Consider the following 15,310-nt stretch of genomic DNA (forward strand, 5'->3'; position numbering starts at 1 on the left):
GAACGAAAGGTAAACGGGGCCTTAAGTTTGATGGTTAACGTCATTTTCACAGTCGTGAACAGCGTTCTAACAACATGGGTTTACGACGCGACCCCTCGCGCGGCGGTGACAGCAAGAACTGTGCCAGAATGGGTCAAAACCCTTTGAATTTGCGGGCCTTGGTGTGTTTTCGCGAGCGTCCCCGACTATTTATGGTTAACGGCCCGTAAACACCTATTAACCACTTGTTAAGTTTCTTGGCTCCGGCTTTGCTCCTGATGCGTTGAACCCTTGCCGGACGTCCCGGTGTGGGACGGTCCGTGTGCGGAGATGCGCGTCGATGTTCGAGTTCGGTCGTGATCTGAAACGTCTCTTTGGCGTCGATGCCGGAGCGGAGCCCAAGGCGGCGTCGTATCGCGAGGGCCTGACGGGCGGCGACACCTCGCTGCTCGAGCTTCTCGACATAAGGCTGCTGACCAACGAGGCGCGCTCGGCCGACGTGGCCGCCGGGCGGATCGGGGCCAAGGATCGTGGCGCACGCCTTCTCGAGGCCGCCGTGGTCTGGCGCGAACTGGCCCGCCGATCCGGTGACGCCGCCGCCCTGCGCAAGGCCGCCTCGCACGCCGAGGCCGCCGGCAAGATCTTCGAAAGCGAACGCCGCCTGGAGGCCCTGGCCGCCACCCGCTGCGAGCAGGCCGTTCTGGCCATTCTGGGCGCCGACCTGTTCGGCGACGAGGGTCTGAACGCCGCCGCCGGCGCGGCCCTGACCCTGGCGCGCACGGCGCCGGGACAGCGCTGCGGTCTGGCCCTGGCCCTGGTCGCCGGCCTCGACGGCCGCGCGGGTCTGGCCGAGAACAATATCGATCGGGCCCTGGCCGCCGTGCAGGGCTATGACGCCCCGCTGCGCGCCCTGGCCGCCGCCAAGCGCGTCAAGGGCGGCTCGGCCCGGCTGCTGCTGGCCGAGCAGCGCGCCGCGCGGATCGAACTGATCCTGACCTGCGGCGTGCGTCTCAAGGATCGCGCCCTGACCCAGCTGGCGATCACCGAGGCCACGGCTGCGGCCGCCGCCCTGGATCCGGACTTTGAGCCTTTGATGTGGGCTCGCCTGGAGGGCCTGCGCGGCTCTGCCCTGGTGCAACTGGGCGAGCTGGACGGCGAACTGGCCCTGATCGCCGATGGCGTCGAGGCCCTGACCGCCGCGCTAGAGCCGCTGTCGATGGACCACAGCCCGATGGACTGGGCCCGCGCCCAGGCCGCGCTGGGCATGGGCCTTCAGTCGGTGGGCGAGGCTACGACCTCGGACCGCGCCTTCGAGCAGGCGGTGACCTGCTATGACCGCGCCACCCAGGTGCTGAAAGCCCAGCCGGCCCTGGCCCTGCGCGCCGTGGTCGCCAACAATCGCGCCCTCAGCCTGGCGCGCTGCGCCGAACTGACTGCCGATCTGGCGGTGCTGGATGCCGCCGAGATGGCCTTCAAGACCGAACTTTCCGCCCAGCCCGGCGGGCGCGATCCGGCCTCCTGGGCCGTGGCCCAGATGAACCTGGCCCGGCTTTACGAGGCCCGGGTTGAGATCACCGGTCGTGACGACGGCCGGCTGGACCGGGCCGCCGTGGCCCTGGCCTGCGCCTTTGATGTGTTCTCCGAGCTTGGCCTGCGGTCGCTGACCGATCTGGCGGCACAGGGACTGCAACGGTTGAAGGCGGCTCACGCCCACTGACCCGGATCGGGACACCGATCGAACTCAACAAGGGGGCGGCAGGGTCGCCCCGTCGAAACAAAGGTCGGCGCATCGCCCAGGCGACGCAGCGGATCAAGAACTAACAGGGACGAAATCGTGATTGCTTCGCTTGTTCTCGCCGCCGCTCTTTCCAACGCCGCGCCGGCCAAGGCCGATAACGACCTTCTGATCCCGGCGTCCCAGCCGCGCGAAGCCGTCGCCATCCTCAACTGCCTGGTCAAGGACGACGGCCACCTGACCGCCTGCACCGTCGAAGGCGAAAGCTCGCCGGAACTGGGTGTCGGCGACGCCGCCCTGAAGATGGCCGCCCAGTTCCGGATCGACCTGCTGGGCCCCGACGGCAAGAGCCGCGCAGGGTCCTATGTCCAGGTGCCGGTGCGGATCCGCATTCGCTAGATTCGACCGGTGTGCGGCGGCTTGCGGCGCAGCGTCGCGGCCACCGTCTCTCCCTCCAATACCCCAACCCCTAACGCCCTGTTAACCATACCCGTCGCATCCTGAGCCCTCGATTCTGAGCCCTGTTTCGGCTCGCTTTCACGAGGCTTCTGATGACCGGCGCCGAAGTTCTTGATGTCGGTCGCGATGCGATCTGGCTGACCCTTCAGCTGTGCGCGCCCGTGCTGATCGTCGGTCTGGTGGTCGGTGTGGCCATCGGCCTGTTCCAGGCCCTGACCCAGATTCAGGAAGCCACCCTGGTCTATGCGCCCAAGATCGTGGCCATCTTTGTGTCCCTGCTGATCTTCCTGCCGTTGATGGGGGCCCTGATGGCCGGCTTCATGCGCCAGATCGCCGCCCGCATCGCCGGCATGTAGGGGAGGCGAGGCCGCTTGGACTCCTACGCGACAGCCGCCCAGGTCTATGTCGCCGGCCTCGTCTTCGCGCGGGTCGGGGCCATGGTCATGCTGATGCCCGGCATCGGCGACGCCTCTGTGCCGGCCCGCGTTCGTCTGGGGTTTGCCCTGATGATGGCGATGCTGCTGACCCCGCTGGTCCAGAACACCGTCCCGGGCGTGCCGACCTCGGTCGGCGGCCTTTGGGGCCAGGTGATCCACGAGATCCTGATCGGCCTGATGATCGGCTCGGTGCTGAAGCTGTTCTTCACCGCCCTGTCGACGGCCGGCGAAGTGATCTCGATGCAGACCACCCTGTCGTTCGCCCAGACCACCAACCCGTCGATGGGGCAGTCCAGCACAGCTGTGGCGACCTTCCTGTCGATGCTGGGCCTGACCCTGATCATGGCCACCGACCTGCATCACCTGTTCATCGGGGCGATCGTCAAGTCGTACGACATCTTTCCGTTCAGCCGCGCCGTGCCGGTGAATGACGCCGCCACCCTGGCGGTGCGCACCGTGGCTGAGAGCTTTTCCCTGGGCCTCCAGCTGGCCGCTCCGGTGATCGTGTTCTCGCTGGTGTTCAATCTGGCCGTCGGTCTGGTGGGGCGGGTCATGCCGTCGTTCCAGATCTTTTTTGTGGCCTCGCCGCTCAGCGTGATCCTGGGCCTGTCTCTGCTGGCGCTCAGCCTTGGCGGCATCGCCATGGTCTGGACCGACCGCTACCGCGACCTCCTGATGATCTTCAACTAGGGGCGGGCCATGGCGGAAGACACAGACAACGACTCGAAAACCGAAGAGCCATCAGCCAAGAAGCTGTCGGACGCCAAGGCCAAGGGCGACGTCGCCAAGAGCGCCGACGTTCCCCAGCTGGCCTCGCTGATCGGCGCCGTCTCGGTGATCCTGATGGCCGGCGGCTGGCTGACGCGCGATCTATCGGCGGCGCTGGTGCCGTTCCTGGCCTATGCTGGCCAGATGGATCTGAGCAGCGGCGGGGCTGTGATCATCGCTCGTCAGGCCATCATGGCGGCCCTGCCGCCGCTGGTCCTGGTCATGCTGACCACGGCGGTCTTCGGCTTCATCGCCCACGTGGCCCAGACCGGCTTCATGATGACGCCGGAAAAGATCAAGCCTGACTTCAAGAAGCTGGATCTGATCAAGGGCATGGGTCGGCTGTTCGGTATCGACGGTCTGGTGCAGTTCGCCAAGTCGGCGCTGAAGTTCATCGTCACCGGCATCATCGCCTATTTCGTGCTCAAGCCTCACGCCAGTGAGGTGGTCAATATGGTCGGGATGGATCCGTCCCATATGATCCCGGCGTCGATGAAGCTGGCGACCAAGCTGTTCTTCGCCGTGATCATACTGCTGATACTGACCGCAGGCTTTGACTGGTTCTGGCAACGCCAGCGGTTCATGACGCGCATGCGCATGACCCTTCAGGAGGTCAAGGACGAGTACAAGCAGTCGGACGGCGACCCGCACATCAAGGCCAAGCGCCGCCAGATCCAGATGCAGCGCTCACGCCAGCGGATGATGCAGGCGGTGCCCAAAGCCACGGTGGTGGTCATGAACCCGACCCACTACGCCGTTGCGCTGAAGTACGAGCCCGGCGAGACGCCGGCGCCGCTGTGCGTGGCCAAGGGCATGGACGACCTGGCCCTGAAAATCCGCGCCGTCGCCGAGGAGCACGGCGTGCCCGTGCTGGAAGATGCGCCCCTGGCCCGCGCCCTTTATGCGACGGTCGAGATCGACGAAGAAATCCCGGCGGATCATTTCGAGGCCGTGGCCAAGGTCATCGGCTTTATCATGAACGGCAAGAAGCCGAAGGCGCGGGCCCGTCCGCTCTAATTGGCCGTTTTTAAAGCGCAATTCAGACGCCCTCTGACCTTGCGTTCCATAAAGAGTATCCTCGGTCCGGCTCAAGCTGAGTCGCGACCGGGCTTTGAACAAGGATTGCAGTCGTCCATGGCCGAAATGCCCGTCCAGGACATTGTCGATAACGGCGTCTCGCGCCGTCGCTTCGACCCCTATATCTGGGGCGCGGCGATCTTTTTCGTGGCCGCGGCGGGCCTGGCGGCAGTTCCCGCCCTGCGCGCCGGACCGGCCACCCTGGCGGGGTTGCTGCTGCTGGGCGGCGTCGCCGGCGTCGCCATTCTGGGCCTCGTGGCCATCCGCGCCTCGGCCCACCATGAGAGCGACCTGGACGCCGCCGAAGGCTTCATTGACGCCTTGAACGAACCCACCGCTCTGGTCGCCGCCGACGGGCGTCTGCTGGCGACCAATGTCGCCTGGCGGCTGATCATGGGCGATGCGCGCCGACTGCCCAAGGGCGTGGCGGGCTCGGGCCTGTTTGCGGCCCTGGTCCGGGCGCGCAAGGGCGAGATGGCCGAGGGCCTTCTGCGCGTCGACGGCGCCGACCGCGTCGCCACCGTGTCTCGCCTGGCCGGCGGACGTCTGCTGGTCCGGCTGGCGCCACCCGCCGTCATCCAGACCGTTGCGGCCGAGGTGCTGCCCGCGCCCGTGGCCCCGGCCATGGCCCCGCCGCCCGGTTCGCTGGACGCCTTTTCCGGCGCCTCGCCGTTCGGCGCAGCCTTGCTGGAGGGGCTGGATCCCTTCAATTCGCGTATTCTTGAGGCCAATCCGGCGTTGACCGCCATGGCCGGCCCCGGCGCCAAGGCCGGTGTCGTGTTCGGCGAACTGATCGAGCCGGTCACCCGCACCGAGGCCGAGACCCGCATGGCCGGGGGCAAGGCCGGGCCGTTCGAGGTGCGCCTGTCGCGCGACCCGACCCGCATCGCCCACCTCTACCTCTATCGGGCCGAGGGGCGTCTGGTCGCCTATATGATCGACGTGTCCGAGCAGAAGCAGATCGAGCTTCAGCTGGCCCAGGCCCAGAAGATGCAGGCCATCGGCCAGCTGGCCGGCGGCGTCGCCCACGACTTCAACAACCTGCTGACCGCCATCCAGCTGCGCCTGGACGAGCTGCTGCATCGCCACCCGGTGGGCGATCCCTCGTATGAAGGCCTCAACGAGATCCGTCAGACGGGCGTTCGCGCCGCTGATCTGGTGCGCAAGCTGCTGGCCTTCTCGCGCAAGCAGACCGTGCAGCGCGAGGTGCTGGATCTGGGCGAGCTGATCTCGGAATTCGAGGTCCTGCTGCGCCGCCTGCTGCGCGAAGACGTCAAGCTGATCACCGACTATGGCCGTGACTTGCCGCAGGTTCGCGCCGACAAGAGCCAGCTGGAAACGGCGGTCATGAACCTGGCCGTCAACGCCCGCGACGCCGTGCGCGCCGCCAAGGGCGGTGGCATCGTACGCATCCGCACGGCTCGCCTGACCCAGGAAGAGGCCATCGCCCTGGGCTTCCCGGGCGCCGATGGCGACACGGCCTTCATCGAGGTCAGCGACGACGGTCCGGGCATTCCGCCCGACGTCATGGGCAAGATCTTCGACCCCTTCTTCACCACCAAGCCGGTGGGCGAGGGCACCGGCCTGGGCCTGGCCACCGTCTATGGCATCGTCAAGCAGAGCGACGGCTGGATCCACGTCCACAGCCGTCCCGATGAAGGCGCGGCTTTCCGCATCTTCCTGCCGGTTCACGTCCCGACCGCCGCCGCCATCGCCGAGGCCGCCGCCGTCGCCGCCCAGCCGGCCAAGGCCCGTCCGCCGCGTGACCTGTCGGGCGCCGGCCGCATCCTGTTCGTCGAGGACGAGGACGCCGTTCGCGGCGTCGCCGCCCGCCTGCTTCGCGCCCGCGGCTATGAGGTGCTGGAGGCCTGTGACGGCGAGGAAGCCCTGCTGATCGCCGAGGCCCATGCGGGCACCATCGACCTGCTGATCAGCGACGTGATCATGCCCGGCATCGACGGCCCGACCTTGCTGAAAAAGGCGCGTGGCTATCTGGGCAATGCGCCGGTGATGTTCATCAGCGGCTATGCCGAGGCCGAGTTCAGCGACCTGCTGGAAGGCGAGACGGGCGTGACCTTCCTGCCCAAGCCGATCGACATCAAGACCCTGGCCGAGCGCGTCAAGCAGCAGATGCAGGCGGCCTAATACAGCCGTCAACGGAATGGGGTGGAGAAGGCGGCGCAAGCGTACGCCGCAAAGCCCGGCCTATTCTGGCGGGCAGCCCTTGAACTCGCCGACCTTCCTGACCGACAGGTGGCTCAGGTTCAGGCCCATCAGCGGGTTCATCGATGCGCGGCCCGAGCCGCTGAACAGGTCCAGCTTCAGGCCCTTGATCGCGCCGCCCACGTCGGAGGCGTACCAGTAGCCGTCGTGCTTGCCGCCATCGGGCATGGGCAGGCCGACGGTTTCCTTGATGAACAGCACGGTGCGGCGCGGGATGACCGTCTTGTCGACCGCCACGGTGCGCATGGCCACAACCTTGCAGCCCAGCGAGTCCAGGCCGCGGATGCCCTTCGCGCCCGCGTGATACAGCGTCGCCCGCATCTTGTATTCAAGCGTGCCCGGAATGGTGCCCGTCAGGGCGCCCGTGATCAGGTCGCCGAGCGGATCGGGCTGGGACTCGGAGTCCGAGACGGCGGCGAAGGCGGGAAGTGCGGTGGACATGACCATAACGGCCAAAAATCCGGCGAGCGTGCGACGCATCGAGGGAATCCTCTTATCGGCGTATCTGTCGGGCGAGGCTCTGGATAGTCCGATCACGGCCGCGTGACAACCCTCGGGAGGAGAACTCATGACCCTTCGCATCTACGGTGACACGAAATCGGGCAACTGCCTGAAGGTGAAGTGGACCGCCCAGCGACTGGCGCTGCCGTTCGAGTGGATCGAAATCGACATCCTGCAGTCGCAGTCGCGGACGCCGGAATTCCTGGCCCTGAACCCCGCAGGGCAGGTGCCCGCGGTGATCCTCGAAGACGGCCAGGCCCTGGCCCAGTCCAACGCCATCATGCTGCACCTGGCCGAAGGCTCGGCGCTGATCCCGACCGACGCCTTTGAGCGCGCCAAGATGTTGGAATGGCTGTTCTGGGAGCAGTACAGCCACGAACCCTATGTCGCCGTGGCCCGCTTCCAGGTGTCCTATCTGGGCAAGTCGGTCAGTGACCTGGACGCCAAGCTGCTTGAGCGCGGCAACGGCGCCCTGGGTCGCCTGGAAACACAGCTGAAACAGACGCCCTATCTGGTGGGCGAACGGCTCACTCTGGCGGACATCGCGCTGGTGGCCTACACCCGGGTCGCCCACGAAGGCGGGTTCGATCTGTCGCTGTATCCCGCCGTTCAGGCCTGGGTCAGCCGGGTCGAGGCCGCCCTGGGTCTTTAACTGTTTCGCGGAGCTTCCATGTCGCGCCTGTCGTCCAGCCTCAAGGTTCTCGCTATCGGGGCTGCGCTCGCCGCGCCCGCCAATTCGGCTCTGGCCTGGGGCTCGTCGGGCCACCGTCTGGTGGGGGTGCTGGGGGCTCAGGGCCTGCCGTCAGACGTGCCGGCCTTCCTGCGCACCCCGACGGCGGTGGCGGCGATCGGCGAATATGCCCGTGAGCCGGACCGCTCTAAGGGCTCGGGCAAGATCCACGACCACGACCGCGACTCCGCCCACTTCCTGGATGTCGACGACCAGGGGCGGATGTATGGTGGTCCGATGTTCACGGTCGAGGCGATGCCGGGAACACGCGCCGACTACGAAACCGCACTGCGCGCCGCCGGCGTCGACAGCTGGAAAGCCGGCTACCTGCCTTACGCGATCATCGACGGTTACCAGCAGCTGGTGAAAGACTTCACCTACTGGCGCATCCTGGTGGCCGCCGAAAAGTCGGCGACGGATCCGATGAAGAAGGCCTGGTATGCCGCCGATTTGAAGCGCCGCGAGGACCTGCTGATCCGCGACCTGGGCGTCTGGGCGCACTATGTGGGCGACGCCAGCCAGCCGATGCACCTGTCGGTGCACTACAATGGCTGGGGCGATTATCCCAACCCCAACGGCTACACCCAGTCGCGCGCGACCCATTTCAATTTCGAAGGCCCTCTAGCCAAGGCGGTCGGCGACCAGGCCCAGGTCAAGGCGCTGATGCCGGCCTACAAGGACTGCGCCTGCTCGATCGAGACGCGGGTCGTTGGCTATCTGACCACGACCTGGAAAGAGACCGAGCCACTCTACGCCCTGGAAAAGGCCGGCAGCCTGGTCGACAGCGATCCGCGCGGCAAGGCCTTCACCCAGGCTCGCCTGGCGGCCGCCGCGACCGCGCTGCGTGATCTGGTGACGGAAGCCTGGCGTGAAAGCGCCAACGGCAAGATCGGCTATCGCCCGGAGATCAGCGTGGCGGACGTCGAGAGCGGCAAGGCCGATCCTTGGCCTGATCTCTACGGCAAGGACTGAACCCTTGCTCGCGTTCGGCCAGCCGGCGCCGGGGCTAAACTATCTGGACCGCCCCGCAGCCTTCGGCATCGTCGAGAACACCCTCGGCGAGATCGCGGTCGTGCGGGTGACCAAGCCCGGCAAGCCACCCTATTTCGACCTGCCGGGGGGCGCGGTCGATCCGGGGGAGACCGAGCCCCAAGCCGTGGTCCGCGAATTTGGCGAAGAGACTGGCCTGGTGGTCGAAGTCGATGACCTAGTCGCCTCGGTCTCGCAGGTCTTCCTGAAGTCCGACGGCCAGCCCGTGCGCAATTTCGGGGGCGTCCATATGGCGCGCATGATCGAACTGAAGGCGGGGCTCAAGGTCGAGGACGATCATGAACTGGCCTGGCTGGATCCTCGCGACGCCGTGGTCGCCTTGCGCCACGACGCCCATGCCTGGGCCGTCGCGGCGTGGATGCGTCGAGGCTAAAGGGTCGGCCTAGAACAGGCCGATCGAGCGCGTGGCGAAGGTCGCCGGCTGGGCGCGGCGCGCGGCGCGCAGATCGGACAGCTGGGTGCGGCTCAGTTCGCTCCGCAGATCGGCGCTGAAGTCCTGATAGCAGGCGCGGATCGACAGGCCGCGCAGCCTTTCCTTGGCAGTGCGTGCGGTGCAGACCTCATCGGCGGCCTGCTCGGCGCGACGCATGAACTCGGCGGCGTCGGAAGGATGTGACAGCTTCAGGTCGCCGACCTGGATACGGGCGGGTTGAACGGGTTCGGCGGCGTGAGCGGCGGCCAGGCCGATGATCGGCGTAGCGGCCAGAGCCAGGGCGGCGGCCGCAGCCAGACGGTTGATGAACTTGGACATTGGGTAACTCCCTCGATGTGCGCCAGGCGCGTTTCCTGAGTGAGGGTTTAGATCCGGCAGAACGCAGATACCCGTTACGTCTGCTTCATGACGCGGAATTAAGTCTATGAAAATAAAGTCATAATCGGCCCCGGTCCCGGCCCGGCCGTGATCAGGCGGCGGCGAAGTCGCGGGCGGAATGGGCCTCGCTCTGGCGGATCGGCAGGATGAAGCTGACCGTCGTACCTTCGCCCGGCGTGCTGGCCATTTCCAGCGACCCGTAGTGCATCTCGATCAGCGACTTGGTCAGGGCCAGGCCCAGGCCTGTGCCCTGGGTGGTTTTGGACAGCTGGCTTTCGACCTGCTCGAACGGACGGGCCAGGCGCGCCAGATCCTCCTTGGCGATGCCGATGCCGGTGTCCTGCACCGAGACCCGCACGCGCTCGCCCAGCGGATCGCGGCGCACCTCGGCGCGGATCGTGATGCTGCCGGCCCGGGGCGTGAACTTGATGGCGTTCGACAGCAGGTTCAGCAGCACCTGCTTGACCGCCCGATAGTCGGCCTCGATCTCGGGCAATTGCGGGAAGTCGATCACCAGCTTCAGGCCGGCCGCCTCGGCACGATTGCGCACCAGACGCACGGCGTCCTCGGCCACGTCTTCCAGGTTCAGCGGCTCGAACTTCAGGTTCATCTTGCCGGCTTCGATCTTCGACATGTCGAGAATGTCGTTGATCAGGGCCAGCAGGTGCTGGCCGGAATTGTGGATGTCTTGGCTGTAGCCCTTGTAGCGCTTGTCGCCGAGCTGACCGAACATCTCGGTCATCATGATTTCGGAGAAGCCGTTAATGGCGTTCAGCGGGGTGCGCAGCTCGTGGGACATGTTGGCCAGGAATTCGCTCTTGGCCTTGTTGGCGCCCTCGGCCTTGACCTTCTCCATCTCGTACTTGCGGGCCAGCTCGGCCAGCTGCTCCTGACTGCGCTCAAGGCCGTTGACGGCGCTCTGCAGCTGTTCCTCGTTGAGGCGGCGGGCTTCTTCCTGGTTCTTGATGGCGGTGATGTCGGCGGCGGTCATCACAAGGCCGCCCTCGGCCGTGCGGCGCTCGCTGATCTGGATCCAGCGACCGTCCATCATTTCGGCCTCGCGCACGCCCTTGGCGCCGTCGGGCGCCGGGTAGTCCTGCTTGATGGCCAGGGCCGCGAAGCGGTTGACCTCGGCGCGCGCCGCGCCGGGCTTGAGCAGCTTGGGCTCCAGCGAGAAGACGCTGCGGTAGTTGCGGTTGCACATCAACAGCCGGCCCTGGCGGTCCCACAGCACAAAGGCCTCAGAGACGCTTTCGATGGCGTCACGCAGGCGGTTCTCGGCGGCCTGGGCGCGGGCCTGGGCCAACCGTTCTTCGGTGACGTCCAGAGCCACGCCGATGATGCGCACATAGCCGTCCTGCCCCGGCTTGCCGAAGCCCTGTCCGCGGGCGTCGATCCAGATCGAACGGCCGCCCTGCTGGGTGGCGGGCACCCGGAACGAGACGTCGAAGGCGCCGTACATCGCGGCATTGGCCAGGGCCTGACGGACGCGCTCGCGGTGGTCGATCGAGATGCGGTCCAGCAGATCCTGACCCGAGACGATGCCGCCGCCGCCCCAGCCGAACATCGCGCCGGTGACGTCGGAGAGGAACACCTGGTCGGCCCGCAGGTCCCATTCCCAGATGCCGCAGCGCGCGGCCTCGACGGCCAGGCGGAAGCGTTGCTCGCTGTCGACGAATTCGCGGTGGGCAATCTCGGCTTTGCGGCTCTGGATCATCAGCAGCAGGGCCAGGGCGATGCCGACGCCAAGGGGCGCCAGAAGATTGAAGGCGCCTTCCATGACCTGGCGGTCCAGGTTGGCGATATCGCGTGACGGCGCGCCGGCCACGGCCAGCAGGGCGCCTTCGGCCAGGGGCTGCACAGCCACGTCCAGCAGGGCGCCATTGGCGGCCTGACCGCGCAGGGCGGCGCTCTGGCCGCCGACGTCTTCCATCGAGAGCGCGAAGGCGTCGCGGAAAGTCTGCATGCCCTGAACGATACGGCCCTGGGTCGCGACCAGGCTGCCGTCGGGCAGGGCGATGGCGCGGGCGCCGCCCTTGCCGGGGTCGACGAGCAGTCGGCCGGGATCGCCACTGGCGATGATGAAGTTGCGCCCGGTCGACGCCGGAGCGACGGCGGCGACATACAGGCGGCCGGTATCGCCCGCCGCGCCGATCCAGGTCGAGCGCCCTGACGCGGCCGCTGCGCGGGCAGCGGCTTTCCAGTCCGCGCCCTCGTCGCGACCGGCCACGGCCTGGACGCCCGACGGGCCGGCGACCGCCACGGCCATCGCTTCGCCGCCACTGGCGCGCAGGGCGATCTCGGCGGCGTCCATGGTGTCGGCGGGGTCACGCTGGAGGATGTCTGAGGCCGCTGAAAGACCGGCGCGCTGAGCGGCCAGATTGGCTTCAATGCGGCTGGCCACCAGGCTGGCTTCTACGGCGAGGCTGGCGCCGCCGGGCGCCATCGCGGCCTCGTCCTGCAGGCGCTTGACGCCGAACGCGGTATAAACGGCCAGCAGGAGCAGGGCGGCCAGGATGGCGACGCGGACATAGACCTGCGATGGCGAACGCGCGGTGATCGACCGCACGACGCCTGCCGCAGAAAGTCCGGCTCCCGCCAGTCTTCCGGGTCTCGCATCCCCAACTCTCAAACGCCCAAGGCTCCCCGACAACAGTTTGGCGAGTCACTTCGCCGCATCGGCTGAATCTACCGCACGCCAAAGGTCCCCGTCACGGCCGAACGGCCGATTTGGCGGGTTATGAGCCTAATGGTCGCAATCGATCCGTCTGCGACCGGGGCACGGCGTTGTCAGTCGAGCGCCTTGGAAGCCAGTTCCAGCACGTTCTTGGACAGGCCGGGATGGGCGGCGACGCCCTTGAGGGCCTCGCGCATCTGAGCGCCCAGAGCTTCCGGATAGCGCCGCCAGCTGCCCAGGGGCTCGACCAGGCGCGCCGCCGTCATCGGGTTATAGGCGTCCACGGCCAGGATCTTTTCGGCCAGGAAGCGATAGCCAGCGCCGCTGGGATCGTGGAAGCGCGACGGATTGAAGTTGGCGAAGGTCGAGACCAGCGCCCGGAAGCGGTTGGGGTTGGTCGCGTCGAAATCGGCGTGCTGGGTCAGGGCGACGATACGCTCCAGGACGTCCTGTGACGGATCGCGGGCCTGGACGGCGAACCACTTGTCCAGCACCAGCGGCTCGTCCTTCCATTTGGCGTGGAATGCGGCCAGCGCCTTGTCGCGGGCCTCGCCGCCAATCTGGACCAAGGCCGACAGGGCGCCCATGGCGTCGGTCATGTTGGCGGCCGCCTCGAAGTGGCCGGCAATGCGCTCGACGTTCACCGCGTGTGGATCGGCCGCCAGCAGGTCGGCGCACCCATTGCGCAGGGCCCGCTTGCCGGCGGACTGGGCGTCAGCCGAGAACTCGCCGGCCGTCTGCAGATCGCCATGCAGGCGGCGCAGCAGGTCGCCCAGATGCACGGCGATGCGGGCGCGCAGGGCGCTTCGCGCCGTGTGGATGGCCGCCGGATCGGCCGGCTCGACGGCCAGCGACAGGTCCGGCTCGCTGGGCAGGGCCAGAAGCAGGGCCTTGAAGGCGGGCTCGGAAGCCCCGTCCAGCAGCGCCCGGCCCAAGGCGTCAGCATAGCGTTCCTCGCCCACCTCGTCGGGCTTGCCGTCGGCGCGGGCCAGGATCAGCTCGCGGGCCAGGGTCTGGCCGGCTTCCCAGCGGTTAAAGAGATCCGGGTCGGCGGCGAACAGCCCATAGCGATCCGCCGACCGGGCGTCGGTGGTCAGGTTCACCGGAGCCGAGAAGCCGCGCAGGGCCGAGATGACGGGCGGAGAGGCGATACCCTCCCAGCGGACAGCCTTTGTCGCGCCATCCAGCACCACGACCTCGCTGTCACGCAGCGGGGCGCCGTCAGAATCGAGCAGGCCGATGGTCACCGGGATCGGCAGGGGCGTCTTGGTCGGCTGGCCGGGCGTCGGCGCGGTGAACTGGGTGAGCGTGATCTCCAGCGCCTTGGAGTCCTCAAAATACGCGCTGACCAGCGACACGCTCGGCGTGCCGGCCTGTTCGTACCAGGCGAAGAAGTCGGTCAGGTCGCGTCCCGAGGCGTCGGCGAAACAGGCGATGAAGGCCTCGACCGTCGTGGCCTGGCCATCATGGCGTTCGAAATAGAGGTCAGAACCCTTCCGGAACGCCTCGGCGCCCAGAAGAGTCTTGAGCATGCGGATGATCTCCGCGCCCTTCTCGTAGATAGTCGCGGTGTAGAAGTTGTCGATCTTCATATAACTGGACGGCCGCACCGGGTGGGCCAGGGGGCCGGCGTCCTCGGCGAACTGGCGGGCGCGCAGGGCTTTGACGTCCTTGATCCGCTGCACCGCCGCGCCGCGCTGGTCGGCGCTGAAGCTCTGATCACGGAAGACCGTGAAGCCTTCCTTGAGGCACAGCTGGAACCAGTCGCGGCAGGTGATGCGGTTGCCGGTCCAGTTGTGAAAGTACTCGTGGGCCACGACCGCCTCGATGCGCTCGTAGTCGGCGTCGGTGGCGGTCTCGGGATCGGCCAGCAGCAGGGAGCTGTTGAAGATGTTCAGCCCCTTGTTCTCCATCGCCCCGAAATTGAAGTCTCGCACGGCGACGATCATGAACAGGTCCAGATCGTATTCGCGGCCGAATGCGTCCTCGTCCCATTTCATTGAGCGCTTGAGACTGTCCATGGCATAGGCGCCGCGCGGCGCCTGGCCGGGATCGACATAGACTTTCAGGGCGATGGTCCTGCCGCTCATGGTGACGAAGCTGTCTTCCAGCACGTCCAGCTCGCCGGCCACCAGGGCGAACAGATAGGCCGGCTTGGGAAAGGGGTCGTTCCAGATGGCGTAGTGGCGGCCGTCATCCAGCTCGCCGCCTTCCCACAGATTGCCGTTGCTCAGCAGGTAGCCGAACGCCGCATCGGCCTCGATCCGCACAGTGTAGCGGGAGAGCACGTCCGGACGGTCAGGGAAGTAGGTGATGGTGCGGAAGCCCTCGGCCTCGCACTGGGTGCAGAAACGGCCGCCCGACATATAGAGACCCATCAACGCCTTGTTGGCGGCAGGATCGATCTCGACCTCGGTGGTCAGCACAAAGGCGTCGGGCACATCGGCCAGGGTCAGGAACTCGGCGTCCAGCCTGTAGTCCGACGCGCTCAGGGCGCGCCCGTCGATCGCCGCCGAGATCAGTTTCAGCCGCTCACCGTTGAGGACCAGCGGCTCACCCGCATCGCCCGTGCGCCTGATCTTCAGCGTGGCCAGGACTCGCGTGGACGAGGGCTCAAGCTTGAAGGCAAGCTCGGTCTCTTCGATCTCGAACGGAAAGGGGCGGTAGTCGGCGAGCCGGATGGCCTGGGGCGTATCTGTGCGCATACCGGCAATCTAGAGGTCCGAAGCGGCCTGCGCGAGAGCCCTTAAGTAATAAGGTCTGGATGAAAGGCCATATTTTCAGTGTGGACTTGTTCCGGATCAAAGAATGCGCGCTCAACAGGGCGCAATTCCCCCTCGGGCGCCCCCAAATGCAGCGCCCG

Annotated in this window: 13 protein-coding genes; 9 read left to right on the plus strand and 4 right to left on the minus strand. The window is 66.9% G+C overall.

Annotation, left to right across the window (positions count from 1 at the left end):
- Positions 1–319: 319 nt before the first annotated feature.
- The 6 genes from ACN2C8_RS04895 (at position 320) to cckA (ending at position 6,600) form a co-directional block, all read left to right on the plus strand.
- A complete protein-coding gene (locus ACN2C8_RS04895; RefSeq protein ID WP_419254707.1) occupies positions 320–1,696 on the plus strand; it encodes a hypothetical protein in 1,377 nt (458 codons plus the stop codon).
- 117 nt (positions 1,697–1,813) lie between these two features.
- Complete coding sequence (locus ACN2C8_RS04900; RefSeq protein WP_419254708.1) at positions 1,814–2,113, plus strand: hypothetical protein; 300 nt, start codon at positions 1,814–1,816, stop codon at positions 2,111–2,113.
- A 149-nt stretch (positions 2,114–2,262) separates the two neighbouring features.
- Complete coding sequence (gene fliQ, locus ACN2C8_RS04905; protein WP_419255820.1) at positions 2,263–2,529, plus strand: flagellar biosynthesis protein FliQ; 267 nt, start codon at positions 2,263–2,265, stop codon at positions 2,527–2,529.
- Positions 2,530–2,544: 15 nt separating this feature from the next.
- Complete coding sequence (fliR, locus tag ACN2C8_RS04910) at positions 2,545–3,300, plus strand: flagellar biosynthetic protein FliR (RefSeq protein ID WP_419254709.1); 756 nt, start codon at positions 2,545–2,547, stop codon at positions 3,298–3,300.
- A 9-nt stretch (positions 3,301–3,309) separates the two neighbouring features.
- Positions 3,310–4,395 (plus strand): flagellar biosynthesis protein FlhB, encoded by a 1,086-nt coding sequence (gene flhB / locus ACN2C8_RS04915; RefSeq protein WP_419254710.1) that lies wholly within the window; start codon positions 3,310–3,312, stop codon positions 4,393–4,395.
- 117 nt (positions 4,396–4,512) lie between these two features.
- The gene (gene cckA, locus ACN2C8_RS04920) at positions 4,513–6,600 is read left to right on the plus strand and encodes a cell cycle histidine kinase CckA (protein WP_419254711.1); all 2,088 of its coding nucleotides are present in this window, start codon (positions 4,513–4,515) and stop codon (positions 6,598–6,600) included.
- A 60-nt stretch (positions 6,601–6,660) separates the two neighbouring features.
- Here the strand turns inward: cckA and ACN2C8_RS04925 are convergent, their stop codons facing one another.
- Entirely contained in the window at positions 6,661–7,158 is a 498-nt protein-coding gene (locus ACN2C8_RS04925) for a 3D domain-containing protein (RefSeq protein ID WP_419254712.1), read from the minus strand.
- 88 nt (positions 7,159–7,246) lie between these two features.
- On the opposite strand from ACN2C8_RS04925, the gene ACN2C8_RS04930 reads away from it, so the two are divergent.
- From ACN2C8_RS04930 to ACN2C8_RS04940, 3 genes are read left to right on the plus strand one after another with little or no spacing between them, the layout of a single operon-like run.
- The gene (locus ACN2C8_RS04930; protein ID WP_419254713.1) at positions 7,247–7,831 is read left to right on the plus strand and encodes a glutathione S-transferase family protein; all 585 of its coding nucleotides are present in this window, start codon (positions 7,247–7,249) and stop codon (positions 7,829–7,831) included.
- Between the two features lie 18 nt (positions 7,832–7,849).
- Entirely contained in the window at positions 7,850–8,881 is a 1,032-nt protein-coding gene (locus ACN2C8_RS04935; protein WP_419254714.1) for a S1/P1 Nuclease, read from the plus strand.
- Positions 8,882–8,885: 4 nt separating this feature from the next.
- Positions 8,886–9,332, plus strand: a complete 447-nt coding sequence (locus ACN2C8_RS04940) for an NUDIX domain-containing protein (RefSeq protein WP_419254715.1) — start codon at positions 8,886–8,888, stop codon at positions 9,330–9,332.
- A gap of 9 nt (positions 9,333–9,341) precedes the next feature.
- Here the strand turns inward: ACN2C8_RS04940 and ACN2C8_RS04945 are convergent, their stop codons facing one another.
- From ACN2C8_RS04945 to pepN, 3 genes are all read right to left on the minus strand, one after another.
- Positions 9,342–9,710: a UrcA family protein gene (locus tag ACN2C8_RS04945; protein WP_419254716.1), complete on the minus strand. Its 369-nt coding sequence runs from the start codon at positions 9,708–9,710 to the stop codon at positions 9,342–9,344.
- A 151-nt stretch (positions 9,711–9,861) separates the two neighbouring features.
- Entirely contained in the window at positions 9,862–12,402 is a 2,541-nt protein-coding gene (locus ACN2C8_RS04950; RefSeq protein ID WP_419254717.1) for an ATP-binding protein, read from the minus strand.
- Positions 12,403–12,560: 158 nt separating this feature from the next.
- Positions 12,561–15,152, minus strand: a complete 2,592-nt coding sequence (gene pepN, locus ACN2C8_RS04955) for an aminopeptidase N (protein ID WP_419254718.1) — start codon at positions 15,150–15,152, stop codon at positions 12,561–12,563.
- Between the last annotated feature and the right edge of the window lie 158 nt (positions 15,153–15,310).

The organism is Caulobacter sp. ErkDOM-C, from assembly GCF_048541825.1.
Classification (GTDB): domain Bacteria; phylum Pseudomonadota; class Alphaproteobacteria; order Caulobacterales; family Caulobacteraceae; genus Caulobacter.